Origin of the sequence: Micromonospora solifontis, assembly GCF_003725545.1 — a bacterium.
In the GTDB taxonomy this organism is placed as follows: Bacteria; Actinomycetota; Actinomycetes; order Mycobacteriales; family Micromonosporaceae; genus Micromonospora; species Micromonospora solifontis.
Genome location: NZ_RJLN01000023.1, coordinates 34,258 through 54,590, shown reverse-complemented (window position 1 = coordinate 54,590; position 20,333 = coordinate 34,258). Strand labels below are relative to the sequence as shown.

Here is a 20,333-nt window from a genome sequence, read left to right as displayed (position 1 = left end):
CTCAACGCGCAACCCGCCGACGGGTGCGCAGCACGATGGTTCGGTACGGGAGGTCGACGGTCTCTCGTCCCGCGAGGTCGGGGTGGTTCGCGAAGAGGTCGCGGAGCCCGCGGTCGATCCGGTCCCGCCCCTCCGGGGTGGCGGTGAGCCAGTAGGAGCGGGTGTGCAGCATGCCGATCAGGTCGTCTGGCGTGAGCGTGGTGCTGTGCTCGAACTCGCCCAGCTCGATCGGCTCGAAGGCAGGGCCGAAGTCGCCGTACTTCTCCGTCACGTCACCGGCGTTGTCGCCCAGGTGGGCCACCCGGCCCAGCTCGGCGACCCAGTCGACCCGTTCGTCCCGGGTGTTCCAGATCGGGGCGAAGGTGCCGCCCGTCCGGAGTACCCGGGCGATCTCGGCATGGGCCGGCTCCCGGTCGAACCAGTGGTAGGCCTGCCCGACCAGCACCGCGTCCGCCGACCCGGCCGGCAGGGGCACCGACTCGGCGCTGCCGGCCAGCGCCGTCGTGCCCGGGGTGGCGACCGTCAGTTGCGCCCGCATCCCCGGATCCGGCTCCACCGGTACGACCTGGTGGCCGAGCCCGAGCACGCCGCGGCTGAGGATGCCGGTGCCGGCGCCCAGGTCCACCACCCGGGCGGGCGGGGCCAGCCCGTCGAGCGCCCAGCGCAGCGCCTCCTCCGGATAGCGGGGGCGGAACCGGTCGTAAGCGGCGGCGGCCGCGCCGAAGGAGAGCGCCTGAGTGGGGTCCGTCATGGGCGGCAGGTTATCCCGTAACGGTCGGCAGGGCGCTTGAGTACGCTCATGGGCTGACCCCGCCGATAATTTCGCCAAGCCTGAGGAAGCTGCCGTGACCGAGCAGAACGCCCTGCCAGTGGACCCCGCCGACGACCTTCCGGAGCAGATGAAGGTCCGCCGGGAGAAGCGGGACCGGATGCTCGCCGAGGGCGTCGAGCCGTACCCGGTCGGTTTTCCCCGGACCACCACCCTCGCCCAGCTCCGCGAGCGGTACGCCGACCTGCCCACCGACACCGCCACCGGCGACCGGGCCTCGGTCACCGGTCGGGTGATCTTCGTACGGAACACCGGCAAGCTCTGCTTCGCCACGCTGCGCGACGGTGACGGCACCGAGCTGCAGGCGATGCTCTCGCTCGACCGGGTCGGCGCGGAGCGGCTGGACGACTGGAAGCGCCTGGTCGACCTCGGCGACCACGTCGGGGTCACCGGTGAGGTGATCACCAGCCGGCGCGGTGAGCTGTCGGTGCTGGTCGAGGAGTGGGCGGTCACCGCCAAGGCGCTCCGCCCGCTGCCGGTGGCGCACAAGCCGCTGAGCGAGGAGGCCCGGGTCCGCCAGCGGTACGTGGACCTGGTGGTCCGTCCGCAGGCACGGCAGATGGTGCGGACCCGGGCGGCGGCGGTGCGCAGCCTGCGGGACACCCTGCACGCCCGGGACTTCATCGAGGTGGAGACCCCGATGCTCCAGTTGCTGCACGGTGGCGCGGCGGCCCGCCCATTCGTGACCCACAGCAATGCGCTCAACACCGATCTGTATCTGCGAATCGCGCCGGAACTGTTTCTCAAGCGGGCCGTGGTCGGTGGTGTGGACCGGGTCTTCGAGATCAACCGCAACTTCCGTAATGAGGGCATCGACTCTTCGCACTCGCCCGAGTTCGCGATGCTCGAGACCTACCAGGCTTACGGCGACTACGACACCATGGCCGAGCTGACCCGCAATCTGGTGCAGCAGGCGGCGATCGCGGTCGGTGGCTCGACCGTGGTCACCCACGCCGACGGCCGCGAGTTCGACCTGGGCGGCGAGTGGCGGTCGGTCACCCTCTTCGGTGTCCTTTCCGAGGCGCTCGGCGAGGAGGTCACCGTCCGCACCGAAAAGTCCCGCCTGGTCGAGTACGCGGACAAGGTCGGTCTCTCCGTCGACCCGAAGTGGGGCCCGGGCAAGTTGGCCGAGGAACTCTTCGAGGAGTTGGTCGTCCCGTCGCTGCAGGCGCCCACCTTCGTCCGCGACTACCCGGAGGAGACCAGCCCGCTGACCCGGGGGCACCGCAGCGAGCCGGGGCTGGCCGAGAAGTGGGACCTCTACGTCCTCGGCTTCGAGCTGGGCACCGCGTACTCGGAGCTGGTCGACCCGGTGGTGCAGCGGGAGCGGCTGGTGGCCCAGGCGCAGCTCGCCGCCCGTGGTGACGACGAGGCCATGCGGCTGGACGAGGACTTTCTCCGGGCGATGGAGTACGGAATGCCGCCGGCCGGCGGTATGGGAATGGGAATCGACCGTCTTCTGATGGCGCTGACCGGCCTCGGAATTCGGGAAACGATCCTGTTCCCGTTGGTCCGGCCGGAGTAGCGGCACACCGTCTCCGGGTCGTTACCGCAACCTATTGACGCGGCAAGCATCGGGCGGGTTATTGTTCTCCTGTATTGCAGGAGCACAACCCTGCTCGAAAGGAATGTGGGACGTGGCCAAGCAGATCATTCACAAGCTGGTCGATGACCTGGACGGCGGGGACGCTGACGAGACCGTCAAGTTCGCGCTCGACGGTGTGCAGTACGAGATCGACCTCTCCGCTTCCAACGCTGAAAAATTGCGCGACGTATTCGCTCAGTACATCGCGCACGGGACCAAGGTCGGTCGTGGCGGGGTGGTCGTGGGGGGCCGGGCGGCGCGGGGTCGGGGTGGCGCGACCGCCGACCGCGAGCAGAACAAGGCCATCCGGGCCTGGGCCAAGAAGGCCGGGAAGGACATCTCCGACCGGGGCCGGATCCCGCAGGAGATCGTCGACGAGTACCACGCGAAGGCGGGCCACTGAGCCGACCCGCACAGGCGTCCCGACGCCGGCCCGGAGTGACACTCCGGGCCGGCGTCGCCGTTTCCGCCCTGGTGCGTCGTCTGTCCGGTGCTCGGTGCCGACCCGCCGAGGCTGCAGCGGCCCGGACGGCCCGCCGGGGCCGGGAAGAAACCGGGGTCGGAGGCAGTTGTCCACAGGCGGTGGAAATTCCATCCACAGGGTGTGGATGACCGGCGGTCGACGTTGCTGCCGCCCGTCCGTGGGGCCCGGGATCGTCCGGGAGGTCACGACCGGCCTTTTCCACCGGCGGTCGAATTTCGCTCTGCGCGTACAGGCAGGGGTACCGGAACACCTCCTGAGCGCGGACGGTTGTCAGAAACGACGCGTGAACGGCCATTCGCGAGGACACACGACCTCAGCGGAGTCGGTCCGCGGCGATAGAGTAAGGAGGCACGGACGCCCGTCCCGGACGTCCGCGCACCGGCCCCGCCAAGATCTTGACCATCAAGGCGCACGGCACGTGAGGAGCACGAGGGCATGTTCGAGCGGTTCACCGACCGAGCGCGACGGGTTGTCGTCCTGGCCCAGGAAGAGGCCCGGATGCTCAACCACAACTACATCGGTACGGAGCACATCCTGCTGGGCCTGATCCACGAGGGTGAGGGCGTCGCGGCAAAGGCCCTGGAGAGCCTCGGCATCTCCCTCGAGGGCGTCCGCCAGCAGGTCGAGGAGATCATCGGCCAGGGCCAGCAGGCGCCGAGTGGGCACATCCCGTTCACGCCGCGGGCCAAGAAGGTGCTGGAGCTGTCGCTGCGCGAGGCGCTGCAGCTCGGCCACAACTACATCGGCACGGAGCACATCCTGCTCGGTCTGATCCGCGAGGGTGAGGGCGTCGCCGCCCAGGTCCTGGTGAAGCTGGGCGCGGACCTCAACCGGGTCCGCCAGCAGGTGATCCAGCTGCTCTCCGGCTACCAGGGCAAGGAGCCGGCCGCGGCGGGCGCCGCGCCGGGCGAGGCCGCGCCGTCGACCAGCCTGGTGCTGGACCAGTTCGGCCGCAACCTGACCCAGGCCGCCCGCGAGGGCAAGCTCGACCCGGTCATCGGGCGCGAGAAGGAAATCGAGCGGGTCATGCAGGTGCTCTCCCGCCGTACCAAGAACAACCCGGTCCTGATCGGTGAGCCCGGCGTCGGTAAGACCGCCGTGGTGGAGGGCCTGTCCCAGAAGATCATCAAGGGCGAGGTGCCCGAGACGCTGAAGGACAAGCAGCTCTACACGCTCGACCTCGGTGCCCTGGTCGCCGGTTCCCGCTACCGCGGTGACTTCGAGGAGCGCCTCAAGAAGGTGCTCAAGGAGATCCGCACCCGGGGCGACATCATCCTGTTCATCGACGAGATCCACACCCTCGTGGGTGCGGGTGCCGCCGAGGGCGCGATCGACGCCGCCAGCATCCTCAAGCCGATGCTGGCCCGTGGTGAGCTGCAGACCATCGGCGCCACCACCCTCGACGAATACCGCAAGCACCTGGAGAAGGACGCCGCCCTCGAGCGCCGCTTCCAGCCGATCCAGGTGGGTGAGCCCTCGCTGGCGCACACCATCGAGATCCTCAAGGGCCTGCGGGACCGCTACGAGGCGCACCACCGCGTCTCGATCACCGACGCCGCTCTGGTGGCCGCCGCGACCCTGGCCGATAGGTACATCTCCGACCGCTTCCTGCCGGACAAGGCGATCGACCTGATCGACGAGGCCGGTGCCCGGATGCGGATCCGCCGGATGACCGCGCCGCCAGACCTGCGCGACTTCGACGAGCGCATCGCCCAGGTGCGCCGCGACAAGGAGTCCGCGATCGACGCGCAGGACTTCGAGCGGGCCGCTCAGCTCCGGGACAAGGAGAAGCAGCTGCTCGGCCAGAAGGCCCAGCGGGAGAAGGAGTGGAAGGCCGGTGACCTGGACGTCGTCAGCGAGGTCGACGACGAGCAGATCGCCGAGGTGCTCGGCAACTGGACCGGCATCCCGGTCTACAAGCTGACCGAGGAGGAGACCTCGCGCCTGCTGCGCATGGAGGACGAGCTGCACAAGCGCGTCATCGGCCAGGAGGACGCGGTCAAGGCGGTCTCGAAGGCGATCCGGCGTACCCGGGCCGGCCTGAAGGACCCGAAGCGCCCGTCCGGCTCGTTCATCTTCGCCGGCCCGTCCGGTGTGGGTAAGACCGAGCTCTCCAAGGCGCTCGCCGAGTTCCTCTTCGGCAGCGAGGACGCCCTCATCCAGCTGGACATGTCCGAGTTCCACGACCGGTACACGGTGTCCCGGCTGGTGGGTGCCCCTCCCGGCTACGTCGGCTACGACGAGGGCGGGCAGCTGACCGAGAAGGTGCGCCGTCGGCCGTTCTCGGTGGTCCTCTTCGACGAGATCGAGAAGGCCCACCCGGACGTGTTCAACACGCTCCTCCAGATCCTGGAGGACGGGCGGCTCACCGACGGCCAGGGCCGGATCGTGGACTTCAAGAACACGGTCATCATCCTCACCACCAACCTCGGTACGCGGGACGTCGCCAAGGCGGTGTCGCTGGGCTTCCAGGCCTCTGAGGACTCCGAGTCCAACTACGACCGGATGAAGCAGAAGGTCAACGACGAGCTCAAGCAGCACTTCCGGCCCGAGTTCCTGAACCGGATCGACGACACCATCGTCTTCCACCAGCTGCGCGAGAACGAGATCCTCTCGATCGTGGACATCATGATCTCCCGGATCGAGACGCAGCTGCGCAACAAGGACATGGGGCTGGAGCTGACCGACAACGCCAAGAAGTACCTGGCGAAGAAGGGCTTCGACCCGGTGCTGGGCGCGCGGCCGCTGCGTCGCACGATCCAGCGCGACATCGAGGACAACCTGTCCGAGCGGATCCTCTTCAACGAGCTGACCCCGGGTCAGATCGTGGTGGTGGACTGCGAGGGCGACCCGAGCAACATCGACAAGTCCAAGCTCGTCTTCCGGGGCGCCGACCGGCCGGTGGCCGTGCCGGACGCGGTCCCGGCCGACCTCGGCGGCACCGCCGCCACGGGCGCGGACGACGCGGCGTAAGCGTCGGGCAGATCAGGCACAGGGCGACGGCCCCGGCCGGCGAAAGCCGGCCGGGGCCGTCGCCTTTCCACGCCCACCCCTCCCGCCCGCCGGCCGTCCCGCCCGCCCGCCGGCCGTCCCGCCCGCCGGCTGTTGCGCCCGCCGACTGGCCGTCCCGCGCGGCGGCCGGCTGTCCCGCGCGGCGGTCGGCTGTCCCGCCCGCTGGCCGTCCCGCCCGGGCACGGCCTGCGGCAAGTCGCCCCTTCCCGGCCGTCGGAGGCCCCGGTTTGCCGCAGGTTGAGTTGATCACCCCGCCTGAGGCCCCGGGCTGCCGCAAGCCGAGTCGATCACCCGGCCCCAACCGGGGCAGGGCGTGATCCACTCCGGGTCGGCGATCTGGCGGGGTGGCGGGCAGTGGGATGCCGCGAGATCGCCGATGTTGCGGCCCGGCCGGGCGCACCCGGCCGGCACGGGCCACGGCCGGCACGGGGCACGGCCGGGCGCGGTCCTGGTCAGGGCGGCGGGTGGTCCGGCCGCACCACGCCCCGGCCGGAGCGTGGTGCGGCCGGGGTCAGGGTCAGGGTTGGGGGAGGGGGACCGGGGGGCCGTCGCCGACCAGGCGGAAGGACTCCTCGCCGACCGGTTCGACCAGGCCGTCGGTGACCAGCCCGGCGAGGGCCCGGGCCCGCTGCACGTCGTCCTGCCAGACCTGGTCCAGCCGTTGGTGCGGCACGGGGCCGGTGGCCTCCCGGAGCACCGCGAGCAGCAGGCCGCGTACCTGCCGGTCGGTGCCGGCGTACCGCTGGGGACGGCGGGTCGGACCGGCCGGCGCCGCCTGGCCGGAGGCCCGCCAGGCGCAGACCGACTCGACCGGGCACACCGCGCAGCGCGGGGCGCGGGCGGTGCAGACGACCGCGCCGAGTTCCATGAAGGCGGCGCTGGCCAGGGCGGCTGCGGCGGGTTCCGCCGGGAGCAGTTCCTCGGTGGCGGCCAGATCGGCGGGGCGGGTGGCCGGGCCGGCGTCCGGCTCGCCGGCGACGGCCCGGCAGACCACCCGGCGGACGTTGGTGTCCACCACCGGGTGCCGTTGTCCGTACGCGAAGGCGGCCACCGCCCGGGCCGTGTACGTGCCGACGCCCGGCAGCGCCAGCAGTTGGTCGAGCCGGTCCGGCACCTCGCCGCCGTGCCGCTCCACGATCGCCACCGCGCAGTCGCGTAGCCGCACCGCGCGGCGGGGGTAGCCGAGCCGTCCCCACATCCGGATCGCCTCGGCCGGGGTGTCCCCGGCGAGCGCCGCGGGGGTGGGCCAGCGGTCGAGCCACGCCTCCCAGGCCGGTAGCACCCGGACCACCGGTGTCTGCTGGAGCATCACCTCGCTGACCAGGATCGCCCAGGCGCCGACGCCCGGTTTGCGCCACGGCAGGTCGCGGGCGTTCCGCTCGTACCAGCGGCTGGCCAGGGTGGCGAACGTGTGCTCGGTCATCGCGCCGCCGATGATGTCACGGGTGGCTTTCCCGGAGGATGGGCGGCCCCGCCGGGGCCCTGCGGACGGTCAGTGGCGGCGGGGCAGAATGTCCGGATGAACGAGCTCGCGATCACCGTCATCGGCCGGGACCGGCCGGGCATCGTGGCCGACGTCGCCGAGGCCCTCGCGCGGCTCGGCGCGAACCTCACCGACTCCACGATGACCCGGTTGCGGGGACACTTCGCGATGACCCTGATCTGCGTCGGCCCGGCCGCCGCGGACGTCGAGGCCGCGCTGGCCCCGCTCGCCGCCGACGGCCAACTGCTGGCCACCGTACGCGCGGTCACCCCCGACGGGGCGACCGAGTCGGCCGGCGAGCCGTACGTGCTGGCGGTGCACGGCGCGGACCGGATGGGCATCGTGGCCGCGATGACCCGGGTGCTGGCCGACGCGGGCGGCAACGTCACCGATCTGAGCACCCGGCTGACCGGTTCGCTCTACGTGGTGGTCGCCGAGGTGGAACTGCCGTTGGGCAGCTCCGACGAGGTCGCGGGGCGGCTGGCCCGTACCGCTGCGGAGCTGGGCGTGGGGGTCAGCCTCCGGCCGGCGGACACGGACCTGCTGTGACCGCCGACTACGCGGGCCTGGGCGGCTGGACCCCGGAGGCGCTGGGCCTGGCGGGCGAGGTACTGACTGTGGTGTCCGCCCCCGACCCGGTGCTCAGCCGGCCCGGGCCGGAGGTGGATCCGAAGTCCGACGAGGTGGTACGCCTCGCTGCGGACCTGATCGCCACCATGCGCGTCTCGCCCGGCTGCGTCGGTCTCGCGGCCCCTCAGGTCGGGGTGAGCGCCCAGGTCTTCGCGGTCAATGTGACCGGTCATCCGAAGGCGGTGACCGTGCACGGCGTTTTCGCGCTCTGCAACGCCAGGGTGGTCGAGGCGAGTCGCTGGAAGGCCGGGCGGGAGGGCTGCATGTCGGTGCCGGACCTGACCGGCGACGTGAAGCGGGCCAGCCGGCTGGTGGTGGAGGGCAGGCTCCCCGGCAGCGGGGAGCCGGTCCGGCTGGTCACCGACGGGTTCGAGGCGCGGGCGCTGCAGCACGAGATCGATCACTGCGCCGGTCTGCTCTTTCTCGACCGGGTCGCCGGGGCGCACGCCGTCTACCAGCGCAAGGTCTATCTCTGACCGACCGTGGTCCCTTGGCCCCGCCCGGTGTCGGCCGAGTCCACAGTGGAGGAGAGGCCGACGTCGGGAGCGAACCCCCGGCGCGTCGCGCCCCCGACCGGCGCGGTCCGCGACTACGGTGAACGCATCATGCGTCTGACGGTCGGTCCCCTGCCTCCCGCCGTGTACTGGCGGCGACGCGCCGTCGTACTCGGAGCCGGGCTGCTCTTCCTGATTGTCCTGCTCTACTCGTGCACCGGCGCGGACCGGAACGCCAAGGTGACCGGCGCGGGGGCCTCGCCGTCCGCCACCGCGACCCCCGGACCGACCGGGTCGGTGCTGACCCCGCGGTCCGGCGGCCCGTCCGCCACGCCGGGCGACTCCGGTGGAAACTCCGGCGGCACGAACGGCGGTTCGGACGGGGGGCAGAGCGCCCCGGCGGGCGGCGGCACCGGGACCGACGACAACGGCGGCGCGCCGGTCGCCCCGGTGGTCGACGACGGCACCTGCGCCGACTCGGAGATCAAGGTGACCCCGGTGGCCGTGCCGTCGACCGCGCAGCGGGGTACGACCGTCACCCTCCGCCTCAAGATCAAGAACGTTTCCGAGCGCACCTGCAGCCGGGACGTCGGGGCGGACCTCCAGGAGCTGTTCATCAAGGCGGGCGCGGACCGGATCTGGTCCTCGGACACCTGCGGCACCGGCAAGGGCTCGGACGTGCAGTCGTTCACCCCGAACTTCGAACGCTTCTACGAGCTGGGCTGGAACGGCAAGGCGAGCACCAGCTGCGCCAACGGCGTGGCCAACGGCGCCTACGCCGCGGCCGGCACGTACCAGGTCTTCGCCCGGGTCGGCACCAAGATCAGCGAGCCGGTGAAGCTCACCATCACCAACTGACCGCCGGCGGCCGGCTCAGACGTACCGCTCCAGGATGGACGCCTCGGCGAGCCGGGACAGGCCCTCGCGGACGCCCCGGGCGCGGGCGTCGCCCACCCCCTCGACCGCCTGCAGGTCCTCCACGGTCGCGCCGAGCAGCCGCTGGAGGCTGCCGAAGTGCACCACCAGCCGGTCCACCACGGCCGTGGGGAGCCGGGGCACCTTGGCCAGCAGCCGGAAGCCGCGCGGGCTGACCGCCGCGTCGAGGGCGTCGGAGGCGGACGGGTAGCCGATCGCCTTGGCCACCGCGACCAGGTCGATCAGCTCGGTGGCGCTGAGCAGGTCCAGCTCGACCAGCGCCTCGTCGAGGGTGCGCGACTTCCGGCCGACGGGGAGGTAGTCCCGGATGACCAGGGTCCGATCGGCGTCCACGCCGGCCATCAGCTCGTCGAGCTGGAGGGCGAGCAGGCGGCCGTCGGTGCCCAGCTCCACCACGTACCCGGCGATCTCGTCCGCGATCCGGCGGACCATCTCCAGCCGCTGCACCACGGAGACCGCGTCGCGGACGGTGACCAGATCCTCGATCTCCAGCGCCGAGAGAGTGCCGGAGACCTCGTCCAGCCGGAGTTTGTAGCGCTCCAGCGTGGCCAGGGCCTGGTTGGCCCGGGACAGGATCGCCGCCGAGTCGTCCAGCACGTGCCGCTGGCCGTTGACGTAGAGGCTGATGATCCGCATCGACTGGCTCACCGAGATGACCGGGTAGCCGGTCTGCCGGGCCACCCGCTCGGCGGTGCGGTGCCGGGTGCCGGACTCCTCGGTGGGGATCGACGGGTCGGGCATCAGGTGCACGCCGGCCTGGACGATCCGGGTGCCGTCGCTGGACAGCACCACCGCGCCGTCCATCTTGCACAGCTCGCGCACCCGGGTGGCGGAGAACTCCACGTCCATCGGGAAGCCGCCGGTGCAGATCGAGTCGACCACCTTGTCGTAGCCGAGGACGATCAGCGCGCCGGTGCGGCCGCGCAGGATGCGTTCGAGGCCGTCGCGGAGCGCGGTGCCGGGCGCCATCAGTGCGAGGTTGGCCCGCAGCGGGTCGCCGCCGGCCCCGCCGACGCTTCCGGTGACGCTCACGCTGATCGGACGGGCGGGGGAGCCCACGCCCGTGCGGGCGTGCGGCGTCGCCGCGGCGGGCTTGGTGGCATCGCGGTCGATCGGCACGGGCACAGTCTACGGACTGCCGTGCGGTGGGTGCTCTCGTGGTTACTGTGATGTGTCGCGATGTCCGACTCCCCTGGTTGCGGAGCCGGCGCGCCCGCTGTCCAGAATCGCCCGATCGGTCATCTTGGGTCACTCCGCCGACGCGCGGGCGGCCGCCTGGAGCGCACCGCGGACGTCGGTGACCTCGATCACCCGCATGCTTTCCGGGGCCACACCGCCGCTGCGGGGGCCGCAGCCCGGCGGCACCAGGGCCAGCCGGAAGCCGAGACGGGCCGCCTCCGCCAGCCGCCGGGGGACCGCGCCGACCCGGCGTACCTCACCGGTGAGGCCGACCTCGCCGATCGCCACCAGGTGGGGGTTGAGGGCCAGGTTGAGGCCGCCGGAGGCGACCGCGAGGGCGACGGCCAGGTCGGCGGCCGGCTCGACCACCCGGATGCCGCCCACCGTGGCGGCGAAGACCTCGCGGTCGTGCAGGGTCAGCCGCTCGGTGCGCCGTTGGAGCACCGCCAGCACCATGGCCAACCGGGCCCCGTCGAGCCCGGAGACCGTACGCCGCGGCGAACCGGCCACCGTCGCGCCGATCAGCGCCTGCACCTCGGTCACCAGGGCCCGCCGCCCCTCCATGGCCACCGTCACGCAGGTGCCGGGCACCGGTTCGGAGTAGCGGGTCAGGAAGAGCCCGGACGGGTCGGCGAGGCTGCTGATGCCCCCCTCGTGCATCTCGAAGCAGCCCACCTCGTCGGCCGCGCCGAACCGGTTCTTCACGCCGCGGACCATGCGCAGCGAGGAGTGCTTGTCGCCCTCGAAGTGCAGCACCACGTCGACCAGGTGCTCCAGCACCCGGGGGCCGGCGACCTGGCCGTCCTTGGTCACGTGCCCGACCAGCACGGTGGCGATGCCGCGCTCCTTGGCGACCGCGACCAGTGCCGCGGTGACCGCCCGGACCTGGGTCACCCCGCCCGGCACCCCCTCGGTGCCGGTGGTGGAGATGGTCTGCACCGAGTCGAGCACCAGCAGCCCCGGCTTGACCGCGTCGAGGTGGCCGAGCACGGCCGACAGGTCGCTCTCGGCTGCCAGGTAGAGCTGGTCGTGCAGGGTGCCCATCCGCTCGGCGCGCAGCCGCACCTGGCTGACCGACTCCTCGCCGCTGACCACCAGGGAGGGGCTGCCGGCACCGGCCGCCCACTGCTGGGCCACGTCGAGCAGGAGGGTCGACTTGCCGACCCCCGGCTCGCCGGCGAGCAGCACCACCGCGCCGGGGACCAGGCCGCCACCGAGCACCCGGTCGAGCTCACTGACCCCGGTGGGCCGGGCCCGGGCCGGGGCGGCGCTGATGGTGGCGATCGGGCGGGCCGGCTCGGCTGGCATTCGCGAGCTGACCACCCGGCCGGAGACCATCGGGCCGGTCAGCGTGCACTCGACCACCGAGCCCCACTCGCCGCACTCCGGGCAGCGCCCGACCCACTTGGGCGGCTGGTGGCCGCAGGCGTCGCACTCGTACGCCGGGCGGGGCTCACGGGCGGCGCCGCGGCTCCGGCCGGTGGCGGCGGAGGGGCGGGAGGAGGCGGCTCGGGAGGTGCTCACCCCAGGACGCTAACCGGGCGGTACGACGAAAGCCCACCCGGAAACGGCGACACCGCCGGCGTGGCGCTGGCCACACCGGCGGTGTCCGGGGAAACGGGGTGGGCGATCAGCCGTGGCCGCCGCCCTCGACGCCGGCCTGCTCGCCCGCCTCCTCGCGGGGGTGGACGATCTGCGAGGGGGCCGGGGCCGGGGTCAGCGGGACGCCGACCGGGGCACCGGTCTTGATCACCTTGCCGTCGCCGAAGTCGAAGGTCAGGTTGACCTGCTGGCCGGAGCGCAGCTGCTCGTTCAGGCCGACGAGCTGGAGGAACTGGCCGCCGTTGCCGCTCAGCGCGACGTAGCCGTTGGCCGGGATCTCGATCCGGGCCGGCTGGCCGGCCGGGGCGGACTCGCTCGGCGAGGCCGACGGGCTGGCCGACGGCGACTCGGAGGTGCCGAGGGACTGGCTCGGCGAGGCGCTGGGGTCGCTGGCGGTCGGCGACGCGGTGGCCGGCTCGGTGGGCGAGCCGGTCGGGGCGACCGACGGGCCGCCGCTCTCGGCCGCGCCGGAGAGGACGATCTCCTTGGCGCTGTCGGTGGTGACGGTCACCGTGACCGGGGACTGGCTGTCGTTGTAGAGCACGACGTTGAGCCGGGCGTTGGCGCCGGCCTGGTAGCCCTCACTGCCCGGGTACTGCACGTACAGGCCGCGCACCTTGTAGAGGTTGTCCGAGGTCTGGACGTTGATGCCCTGCACCGACGGGATCTTGTTGGCGGTCTCGGCCACCTGGCCGGCGCCACACCCGGACAGCAGCAGGCTCGCCGCCGCCGCCGTACCGGCCAGCAGCAGGGCAGCCCCCCGCCGGGAACCCCTGATCGAGCGCGTCACGTCGGTCCTCCTCGTCACGATCCCCACCCGGCCGCACGCCGGACCCGGGGTGGCCATACCCGCGCAGACCGCGCTCCAGGGTAGTTGGGGCTGATCGAGGGCCGCACGCCGACCCGGTAATGCCACCTTCCCGGTGACCCGTCACACCACCCGACCGCTCGCCACCAGCAGCACCACGTCGATCAGCGCCACCACCATGACCGCCCGGAACGCGGCCACCGGCCGGCCCCCGGCGCGGCCGGTGGCGCGGCCCGCGTACCCACCGACGGCCGGGACCAGGACGGCGGCGGCGACCGCCGACAGGCCCGCCCAGGACGGCGGCCCGGGCGGGCCGACGACGAGCGTGACGGTGGCCGCGAGCAGCAGCCCGGCGGCGGCCGCCCGGCTGCCCGCCGGTCCGAGCCGGTGCGGCAGCCCGCGCACCCCGGTCCGGGCGTCGTCGGCCAGGTCGGGCAGGACGTTGGCGAAGTGCGCCCCGGCGCCGAGGCAGGCGGCGGCGGCCACCAGCCAGGCCGGTGGCGTGGGCGCGCCCGGCAGGGCCAGCACCACGAAGGCCGGCAGCGCGCCGAAGGAGACCGCGTACGGCAGCACCGAGACCGGCGTCGACTTCAGCGGCCAGTTGTAGAGCAGGGCCGAGAGGAGCCCCAGCGTGGCGCAGAGCGCCGCCACGCCACCCGTGGTCAGCGCGACGAGCGGGGTGGCGAGGGCCGCGACGAGGACCGCGCGGCCGAGGGTCCGGCGCGAGACCGCGCCGGTGGCCACCGGTTTGTCGGTACGCCCCACGGTGGCGTCCCGGTCGGCGTCGATCAGGTCGTTGCTCCAGCCGACCGCGAGCTGGCTGGCCAACACGGTGCCGGTCACCGCGGCGATCCCGGCCGGCCGGTGCCCGACCCCCGCCGCCAGCAGCCCGGCCACCACGGTGACCGCGGCGGCCGGTTCCGGATGGCTCGCCTTGACCAGCCCTAACACCGACGACGACATAAGAGAAGTCTGGTCGTTACCCGGGAGTCGTGCCACGCTCGGTGCATGCGTGCTGCGGCCCGGGTGTCCACTCCGTCCCGGGTGCTGCCACCCAACGATCCCCGGCAGTACGACGACCTCGTCGACGAATGGTGGCGGCCGGACGGCGCCTTCGCGATGCTGCACTGGCTGGCCCGGGCAAGGGCCGCCCTGGTGCCTCCGGCGTCCAGCCAGGACGCCCTGCTCGTCGACCTCGGGTGCGGCGCCGGGCTGCTCGCCCCGCACCTGGCCGGCAAGGGCTACCGGCACGTCGGGGTGGACCTGACCCGCTCCGCCCTCGACCAGGCCGCCGCGCACGGTGTGACCGTGCTCCAGGGCGACGCCGTCGCGGTCCCGCTCGCGGACGGCTGCGCGGACGTCGTCTCCGCCGGCGAACTGCTGGAGCACGTACCGGACTGGCGGCGGGCGGTGGCCGAGGCGTGCCGGCTGCTGCGGCCCGGCGGGCTGCTCGTGCTGGACACCCTGAACGACACCCTGCTGGCCCGGCTGGTCGCGGTGGAGATCGGCGAGCGGCTGCCCACCGTGCCCCGGGGCATCCACGATCCACGGTTGTTCGTGGACGCCCGCGCGCTCGTGGCGGAGTGCGCCCGGCACGGCGTCGCGCTGCGGGTGCGGGGCGTCCGACCGGCGATCGGCGGCACGCTGGCCTGGCTGCTGCGCCGGCTGCGCGGCGGGGAAGGGCCGGCCGCCCCGGGAGCGCCGACGGCCGACGGTCCGACGGGCACGGTGGTCCCGGCGCCGCGGATCGTGCCGACCCGGTCCACCGCCGTGCTCTACCAGGGGCACGGGGTCCGCAGCGGGTAGCCGGGGCCGCCCGGGGTATTGCGGACGCCGAGAAGGGGGTTCTATGAACGTGCACGCGCTGGAGGCGGCGCGCCGCCTGGCGCCGCGACTGGCCGCCCGCGCGGCGGAGCACGACCGGGACGGCTCCTTCCCGGTCGACGACTTCGCCGACCTGCGGGAGGCCGGGCTCTTCGGCCTGATGGTGCCCCGCGAGCTGGGTGGCGCGGGGGCCAGCTTCGCCGAGTACGCGGCCGTCGCCACCGAGCTGGCCCGGGGCAACGGCGCCACCGCCCTGGTGTTCAACATGCACGCCTCGGTCACCGGCGCGCTCGGCGCGGTCACCGAGGAGTTGGCCGAGGCGCTGGGCGTACCGGACGAGGCGCTGGCCGCCCGGGACCGGCTGCTCCGCGCGGCGGCCGACGGCGCCTGGTACGCGGTGGCGATGAGCGAACGCGGCACCGGCGCCCGGCTGTCCCGGCTCAGCACCGTGTACGAGCCGGTCGACGGCGGCTGGCACATCAAGGGCGCGAAGACGTTCTGCTCCGGCGCCGGGCACCCGGACGGCTACCTGGTGGCGGCCCGCAGCGCCACCGACCCGTCGCTGGTCTCGCAGTTCCTCGTCCCCGCCGGGGAGGGGATCACCATCGAGCCCACCTGGGACTCACTGGGCATGCGCGCCACGTCCTCGCACGACCTGCACCTGGACGTCACCGTCCCGGCCGACCGGCTGCTCGGCGGGGTGGAGGGGTTGGCCCTGGTCGTCGCCCAGCTCATGCCGCACTGGTTGGTGGCCAGCTACGCCGCCGTCTACGTCGGGGTGGCCCGGGCGGCGATCGACGCCGCCGCCGAGCACCTGAACGCCCGTGACCTCGCCGGGCTCCCGGCCGTCCGGGCCCGGCTGGGCCGGGCGGACGCGGCGGTCGCGGCGGCCGAGCTGGTGGTGGCCGAGGCCGCCCGCCGCGTCGACGAGGCCCCCGGCGAGGCGGAGACAAACCGCTGGGTGTGGCGGGCCAAGCTGCTCGCCGGCACCACCGCGGCCGAGGTGGCGGCGTCCATGCTGGAGGCGGCCGGCACCTCGGCCACCCGCCGGGGGCACCCGCTGGAACGGCTCTACCGGGACGCGAGGTGCGGGTCGCTGCACCCGGCCACGTCGGACGTCTGTGCCGACTGGCTCGGCGTCGCGGTGCTCGGCGGCGACCCGGACCGCGACACGGCCACCCCTCGTTGGTGAGGCGTGGGAACGGGACCGAGGGAGTGGGGGACATGGGCGTGCCGGTGATCGCGGGCCTGGGCGCGGCACAGCCGCCGGCCGCCGCGCAGGACGAACTCTGGACGGGCTTCTTCGCGAAGCACTTCTCCGGGACCACCCGGGCGCTGGCCGAGCGCATCTTCGCCAACTCCGGGGTGTCCCGGCGGCAGGCGGCGGTGAACCCGCTGCTGGAGGACGTCTCGGAGTGGCCGACGGAGCGGCGGATGCGGCGCTACCAGGTCGAGGCGCTGCCGCTGGGCAAGGAGGCGGTGAGCCGCGCGCTCACCGCGGCCGGGCTGGACGCCGGTGACGTCGGCCTCTTCGTCGTGTGTTCCTGCACCGGGTACGCCACTCCCGGGCTGGACATCCTGCTCGCCCGGGACCTGGGCATGGCCCCGGACACCCAGCGCATGTTCGTCGGCCACATGGGCTGCTACGCGGCGCTGCCGGGGCTGGGCGCGGCGAGCGACTTCGTCACCGCCCGGGGCCGCCCGGCGCTGCTGCTCTGCGCCGAACTGACCAGCCTGCACATCCAGCCGGCGGGTGCCCGGGTGGACACCCAGCAGATCGTCTCGCACGCGCTCTTCTCGGACGCCGCGGTCGCCGCCGTGGTCGCGCCCGGGGGCCGGGGGTACGCGCTGCGCGAGGTCACCTCGGTCACCGACACCTCGACCGCCGACCACATGACCTGGGACGTCACCGACACCGGGTTCCGGATGGGCCTGTCACCGAAGGTGCCGCAGGTGCTGTCGCACCACGTCCGGGGACTGGTTGACGACCTGCTGGCCCGGCACGGGCGGACGATCGCCGAGGTGGACGGCTGGGCGGTGCACCCGGGCGGCCCACGCATCCTCAACGTGGTGGAACGCGAGCTGGCCCTGCCGCCGGAGGCGCTGGCCGCCTCCCGGGCCACGCTGTCGGAGCACGGCAACTGCTCGTCCCCGACGGTGCTGCTGATCCTCGACCGGCTGCGCCGGGCCGCGCGCCCGCCGGAGTGGGTCGTGCTGCTCGCCTTCGGTCCGGGTCTCACCCTGTACGCGGCGCTGCTGGAGCGCGCCGGCTGACGGGACGCCGGTGGTCGCCGGGCGGTGCTCGCCGGTGCTGACCCGGACGACCGGGTGATCGTGCACGTGGAGCCGACCGGCCGGCCCGGCCCGGACGACGGCGCTTCGGAGCTCTGGCACGAACGGTCCCACCTGGTGCCCGGGGCGTCGCCGCTCGCCCGGCAGAGCAGCACGGCCGACTTCGGGCGGTACCTGTTGACCGTCGGGTGCTCCGGCCCCGGCACGGTCGTCGTCGAACTGGTCGGGGTGCGGCCCGCCCAGCCGCCAAGCAACGTGCGCTGTGGCGAGGGTTCCCAGTCCTCCGTGGTGGAGTCCTCGGGCGCTCCGCTGCTGGTGCGGTTCAGCGCGGTGGAGGGCGAGGTCGACCTGGACGCCCGGCTCGCCCAGTTGTCCTGATCGGAGGATCAGGCGGCCAGGTGGGCGAGGTCGGCCCGGTACGCCTCGACCGGACCCAGTTCGGGCAGCACCCGGACCACGGTGCCCGCCCGGTCCACCAGCAGCGCGGTGGCCGTGCCGGGGTGCGCGGCGAGGTGCAGATAGGAGCGCAGGCCGCCGGCCGGATCGGCGAGGGTGCGTACCCCCGGGACGGGCGAGGTCCCCGGCCGCGGGGTCTCGGTGACGGTGACCACGGTGACCCCCGTCGGCGCGGTGGCCGCCGCCTCGGTCACCCGTTCCGGGCAGGCGCAGGCGTCGACCAGGATGATCATCGCGGGCAGCAGGCTGCGCAGGGACACCGGGGAGTCCCCGGCGTCGACCAGGTCGAGCGCGGGCAGCGGCCCGACGGCGGCCAGGGTGCCCGTGGGGTACGGGAGAACCGTGGGGCTGCCGCCGGAACGGGTGGACCGGGGCCAGGTGACCGCGGCCAGCCCGGTGAGCGTGATCAGGACCGAGACCAGCAGGGCGAGCACCGGCAGGCCGAGCGGGACCCGGCCGTCCGCCCGGGGGGCCAGTCCGAGGTGCCGGCGCCATCCCGTACCGCGCCGCCGGCTGCGCAGCTCGCGGCGGACCTGGCGGGCCTCGTCGGCGAGCGCGGAGGCGTCGTCGGGCACGACCACCCGACCCCACTCGGGAGGCAGGCCGGGCAGCCCGTCCGGTGGCCCGTGGCCCTCAGCGTCAGGCATGCCCATCGGACCCCCAGGAACCGTCTCGGTGAGCGGACGTCACGTCCACCTCAAGCGTCCCGCACCGGTCCGCGTACCGCCACACCTGGGCGCACCTCGTGTCGCGGAGTTACCATGGAGGGAGCGCATCGCCCTAGATATCGACGCTCCTGCCCCTCGTGTCGGGATGTCATCCCGTGGTCACGGAGCGTGTCGAAACCATCGGTTTGACCGCCTGTCAAGCTGAAGAAATACCTCTCACAGGGCCCCTGAGCTGCGCCAACGGTCAGGACAGCGGTGGGACATCGGTGCCTGAGCGTGTTACCCTAGACACAGCGAAAGGGGTTTCGAACCTATGGTTTTCAGTGTCGGCGAGACCGTTGTTTACCCCCACCACGGGGCCGCACTCATCGAGGCAATCGAGACTCGGGTCATCAAGGGCGAGCCTAAGCAGTACCTCGTCCTGAGGGTCGCGCAGGGTGACCTGACGGTCCGGGTGCCCGCTGAGAACGCCGAGATCGTGGGTGTGCGAGAGGTGGTCGGCGAAGAGGGCCTGGGCAAGGTCTTCGACGTGCTCCGTGCACCGCACACCGAGGAGCCGACCAACTGGTCGCGGCGTTACAAGGCGAATCTGGAGAAGCTGGCCTCCGGCAACCCGCTGAAGGTCGCCGAGGTCGTCCGCGACCTGTGGCGCCGGGAGCGGGAGCGGGGTCTTTCCGCGGGTGAGAAGCGCATGCTCGCGAAGGCCCGCGACATTCTCGTCGGCGAGGTCGCGCTGGCCGAGAAGAGCACCAAGGACGAGGCGGAGACGCTGCTCGACAAGGTCCTGACCGAGGCCTGAGTTCCACCGCATCGTCGTACCCACCCCGTAGCAAAGAAATCCGAGGACCGCGACGTGACCGCGCAGCTCAATCCGCGCGGTGACGTCGCGGTCCTTGTTCCTGCGGCCGGTGCGGGGGTACGCCTCGGCCCGGGCGTGCCGAAGGCGCTCCGGCCGCTGGCCGGCGAGCCGCTGCTGGTGCACGCGGTACGCCGGATCGCCGCCGCGCCCTCGGTGCGCACCGTCGTGGTGGCCGCGCCGGCCGCCGACGTCGAGCTGGTCCGCACGATGCTCGCGCCGGTCGCCCCGGTGCTCGTGGTGTCCGGCGGTGCCGACCGGCAGGCGTCGGTGGCCGCCGCGCTGGCCGCCGTGCCCGCCGGGCCGGAGATCGTCCTGGTGCACGACGCCGCCCGGGCGCTCACCCCGCCCGAACTGGTCGAATCGGTGGCCGAGGCGGTCCGCGCCGGCCACGACGCGGTGATCCCGGTCCTTCCGGTCGTCGACACGATCAAGGAGGTCGACGCCGGTGAGCGGGTCCTCGGCACCGTCGACCGGTCCGCCCTGCGGGCGGTGCAGACCCCGCAGGGGTTCCGCCGGCCGGTGCTGGCCGCCGCGCACGCGGCGGCCGGTGACCCGTTGACCGACGACGCCGGCCTGGTGGAGAAGCAGGGCGTGCCGGTGGTCTGCGTACCCGGGTCGGAGCTGGCCCTCAAGATCACCAGGCCGTTCGACCTGGCCCTCGCCGAGCACCTGCTGGCGGCTGGGGCCTGACGCGTACCCTCGGATCATGATCGTTCCTCGGGTGGCCATCGGCACCGACGTGCACGCCTTCGCGGCCGGTCGGCCCTGCTGGGTGGCCGGCCTGCACTGGCCCGACCAGGACGGCCTGGCCGGGCACTCGGACGCCGACGTGGCGGCGCACGCCGCCTGCAACGCCCTGCTCTCCGCCGCCGGCCTCGGCGACCTGGGCGCGAACTTCGGGGTCGACCAGCCGGAGTGGGCCGGCGCCTCCGGCGTGGCGCTGCTCACCGAGAGCGCCCGGCGGGTTCGGGCGGCCGGCTTCCGGATCGGCAACGTATCGGTCCAGGTGCTCGGCAACCGCCCCAAGATCGGCCCGCGCCGGGAGGAGGCGCAGCAGGTGCTCTCCGCGGCCGTGGGCGCCCCCGTCACGGTCTCCGCCGCCACCACCGACGGTCTCGGCTTCACCGGCCGCGGTGAGGGGCTGACCGGCATCGCGGTGGCCCTGGTGTACGAGGCCCCGGCCGACTGAGCC

Annotated in this window: 20 protein-coding genes; 13 read left to right on the top strand and 7 right to left on the bottom strand. The window is 73.3% G+C overall.

The genetic code is table 11. From position 1 onward, the window contains the following. Window position 1: 1 nt before the first annotated feature. On the bottom strand, window positions 2–751 hold the full coding sequence (locus EFE23_RS10935; protein ID WP_123240784.1) for a class I SAM-dependent methyltransferase: 750 nt from the start codon (window positions 749–751) through the stop codon (window positions 2–4). Window positions 752–845: 94 nt separating this feature from the next. On the opposite strand from EFE23_RS10935, the gene lysS reads away from it, so the two are divergent. The 3 genes from lysS (at window position 846) to EFE23_RS10920 (ending at window position 5,871) form a co-directional block, all read left to right on the top strand. Continuing rightward, a complete protein-coding gene (gene lysS, locus EFE23_RS10930) occupies window positions 846–2,354 on the top strand; it encodes a lysine--tRNA ligase (RefSeq protein ID WP_123240783.1) in 1,509 nt (502 codons plus the stop codon). Between the two features lie 112 nt (window positions 2,355–2,466). Then, a complete protein-coding gene (locus tag EFE23_RS10925; protein ID WP_091267630.1) occupies window positions 2,467–2,817 on the top strand; it encodes a histone-like nucleoid-structuring protein Lsr2 in 351 nt (116 codons plus the stop codon). Between the two features lie 516 nt (window positions 2,818–3,333). Then, window positions 3,334–5,871 carry an ATP-dependent Clp protease ATP-binding subunit gene (locus EFE23_RS10920; protein ID WP_123240782.1) on the top strand — a complete coding sequence of 846 codons (2,538 nt, stop codon included), beginning with the start codon at window positions 3,334–3,336 and terminating at the stop codon, window positions 5,869–5,871. 556 nt (window positions 5,872–6,427) lie between these two features. On the opposite strand, the gene EFE23_RS10915 is transcribed toward EFE23_RS10920, so the two are convergent. Continuing rightward, on the bottom strand, window positions 6,428–7,333 hold the full coding sequence (locus tag EFE23_RS10915) for an HhH-GPD family protein (protein WP_123240781.1): 906 nt from the start codon (window positions 7,331–7,333) through the stop codon (window positions 6,428–6,430). Window positions 7,334–7,429: 96 nt separating this feature from the next. Between EFE23_RS10915 and EFE23_RS10910 the strand changes: the two genes are divergently transcribed. The 3 genes from EFE23_RS10910 (at window position 7,430) to EFE23_RS10900 (ending at window position 9,375) form a co-directional block, all read left to right on the top strand. After that, window positions 7,430–7,942, top strand: a complete 513-nt coding sequence (locus EFE23_RS10910) for a glycine cleavage system transcriptional repressor (protein ID WP_123240780.1) — start codon at window positions 7,430–7,432, stop codon at window positions 7,940–7,942. Beyond that, on the top strand, window positions 7,939–8,499 hold the full coding sequence (locus EFE23_RS10905) for a peptide deformylase (protein ID WP_123240779.1): 561 nt from the start codon (window positions 7,939–7,941) through the stop codon (window positions 8,497–8,499). Before EFE23_RS10910 ends, EFE23_RS10905 begins: the two co-directional genes overlap by 4 nt. Before the next feature lie 129 nt (window positions 8,500–8,628). Continuing rightward, a complete protein-coding gene (locus EFE23_RS10900; RefSeq protein WP_123240809.1) occupies window positions 8,629–9,375 on the top strand; it encodes a hypothetical protein in 747 nt (248 codons plus the stop codon). A gap of 15 nt (window positions 9,376–9,390) precedes the next feature. Here EFE23_RS10900 and disA read toward each other — a convergent pair whose 3' ends face one another. The 4 genes from disA to EFE23_RS10880 form a co-directional block, all read right to left on the bottom strand. Next, window positions 9,391–10,572, bottom strand: a complete 1,182-nt coding sequence (gene disA, locus EFE23_RS10895) for a DNA integrity scanning diadenylate cyclase DisA (RefSeq protein WP_123240808.1) — start codon at window positions 10,570–10,572, stop codon at window positions 9,391–9,393. 129 nt (window positions 10,573–10,701) lie between these two features. Further along, complete coding sequence (gene radA, locus EFE23_RS10890) at window positions 10,702–12,156, bottom strand: DNA repair protein RadA (RefSeq protein WP_123240778.1); 1,455 nt, start codon at window positions 12,154–12,156, stop codon at window positions 10,702–10,704. A gap of 106 nt (window positions 12,157–12,262) precedes the next feature. Then, window positions 12,263–13,024 carry a copper chaperone PCu(A)C gene (locus EFE23_RS10885; RefSeq protein WP_123240777.1) on the bottom strand — a complete coding sequence of 254 codons (762 nt, stop codon included), beginning with the start codon at window positions 13,022–13,024 and terminating at the stop codon, window positions 12,263–12,265. A gap of 141 nt (window positions 13,025–13,165) precedes the next feature. Beyond that, window positions 13,166–14,005 (bottom strand): UbiA family prenyltransferase, encoded by an 840-nt coding sequence (locus EFE23_RS10880; RefSeq protein WP_123240776.1) that lies wholly within the window; start codon window positions 14,003–14,005, stop codon window positions 13,166–13,168. Window positions 14,006–14,050: 45 nt separating this feature from the next. Here EFE23_RS10880 and EFE23_RS10875 point away from each other — a divergent pair, with 45 nt between their 5' ends. From EFE23_RS10875 to EFE23_RS10860, 4 genes are read left to right on the top strand one after another with little or no spacing between them, the layout of a single operon-like run. Next, window positions 14,051–14,848: a class I SAM-dependent methyltransferase gene (locus tag EFE23_RS10875; protein ID WP_123240775.1), complete on the top strand. Its 798-nt coding sequence runs from the start codon at window positions 14,051–14,053 to the stop codon at window positions 14,846–14,848. Between the two features lie 43 nt (window positions 14,849–14,891). Then, window positions 14,892–16,058: an acyl-CoA dehydrogenase family protein gene (locus tag EFE23_RS10870; RefSeq protein ID WP_123240774.1), complete on the top strand. Its 1,167-nt coding sequence runs from the start codon at window positions 14,892–14,894 to the stop codon at window positions 16,056–16,058. 32 nt (window positions 16,059–16,090) lie between these two features. Beyond that, window positions 16,091–17,140 carry a type III polyketide synthase gene (locus EFE23_RS10865; RefSeq protein WP_123240773.1) on the top strand — a complete coding sequence of 350 codons (1,050 nt, stop codon included), beginning with the start codon at window positions 16,091–16,093 and terminating at the stop codon, window positions 17,138–17,140. Window positions 17,141–17,164: 24 nt separating this feature from the next. Further along, entirely contained in the window at window positions 17,165–17,536 is a 372-nt protein-coding gene (locus EFE23_RS10860; RefSeq protein WP_123240772.1) for a hypothetical protein, read from the top strand. An 8-nt stretch (window positions 17,537–17,544) separates the two neighbouring features. Here EFE23_RS10860 and EFE23_RS10855 read toward each other — a convergent pair whose 3' ends face one another. Further along, window positions 17,545–18,267, bottom strand: a complete 723-nt coding sequence (locus EFE23_RS10855; RefSeq protein WP_123240771.1) for a hypothetical protein — start codon at window positions 18,265–18,267, stop codon at window positions 17,545–17,547. Window positions 18,268–18,595: 328 nt separating this feature from the next. Between EFE23_RS10855 and EFE23_RS10850 the strand changes: the two genes are divergently transcribed. The 3 genes from EFE23_RS10850 to ispF are packed head-to-tail and all read left to right on the top strand — an operon-like array spanning window position 18,596 to window position 20,330. Beyond that, a complete protein-coding gene (locus tag EFE23_RS10850) occupies window positions 18,596–19,081 on the top strand; it encodes a CarD family transcriptional regulator (RefSeq protein WP_007073334.1) in 486 nt (161 codons plus the stop codon). A gap of 54 nt (window positions 19,082–19,135) precedes the next feature. Further along, window positions 19,136–19,831, top strand: coding sequence for a 2-C-methyl-D-erythritol 4-phosphate cytidylyltransferase (gene ispD / locus EFE23_RS10845; RefSeq protein ID WP_123240770.1), 696 nt, complete (start codon window positions 19,136–19,138; stop codon window positions 19,829–19,831). Window positions 19,832–19,844: 13 nt separating this feature from the next. Beyond that, window positions 19,845–20,330 carry a 2-C-methyl-D-erythritol 2,4-cyclodiphosphate synthase gene (gene ispF / locus EFE23_RS10840; RefSeq protein ID WP_123240769.1) on the top strand — a complete coding sequence of 162 codons (486 nt, stop codon included), beginning with the start codon at window positions 19,845–19,847 and terminating at the stop codon, window positions 20,328–20,330. The last annotated feature ends 3 nt before the right edge of the window (window positions 20,331–20,333 follow it).

Coding starts and splice junctions, on each gene's coding strand:
- EFE23_RS10935 (WP_123240784.1), bottom strand. CDS start 751: ATGACGGACCCCACTCAGGCGCTCTCCTTCGGCGCGGCCGCCGCCGCT.
- EFE23_RS10920 (WP_123240782.1), top strand. CDS start 3,334: ATGTTCGAGCGGTTCACCGACCGAGCGCGACGGGTTGTCGTCCTGGCC.
- EFE23_RS10915 (WP_123240781.1), bottom strand. CDS start 7,333: ATGACCGAGCACACGTTCGCCACCCTGGCCAGCCGCTGGTACGAGCGG.
- EFE23_RS10910 (WP_123240780.1), top strand. CDS start 7,430: ATGAACGAGCTCGCGATCACCGTCATCGGCCGGGACCGGCCGGGCATC.
- EFE23_RS10900 (WP_123240809.1), top strand. CDS start 8,629: ATGCGTCTGACGGTCGGTCCCCTGCCTCCCGCCGTGTACTGGCGGCGA.
- EFE23_RS10880 (WP_123240776.1), bottom strand. CDS start 14,005: ATGTCGTCGTCGGTGTTAGGGCTGGTCAAGGCGAGCCATCCGGAACCG.
- EFE23_RS10875 (WP_123240775.1), top strand. CDS start 14,051: ATGCGTGCTGCGGCCCGGGTGTCCACTCCGTCCCGGGTGCTGCCACCC.
- EFE23_RS10870 (WP_123240774.1), top strand. CDS start 14,892: ATGAACGTGCACGCGCTGGAGGCGGCGCGCCGCCTGGCGCCGCGACTG.
- EFE23_RS10865 (WP_123240773.1), top strand. CDS start 16,091: ATGGGCGTGCCGGTGATCGCGGGCCTGGGCGCGGCACAGCCGCCGGCC.
- EFE23_RS10855 (WP_123240771.1), bottom strand. CDS start 18,267: ATGGGCATGCCTGACGCTGAGGGCCACGGGCCACCGGACGGGCTGCCC.
- EFE23_RS10850 (WP_007073334.1), top strand. CDS start 18,596: ATGGTTTTCAGTGTCGGCGAGACCGTTGTTTACCCCCACCACGGGGCC.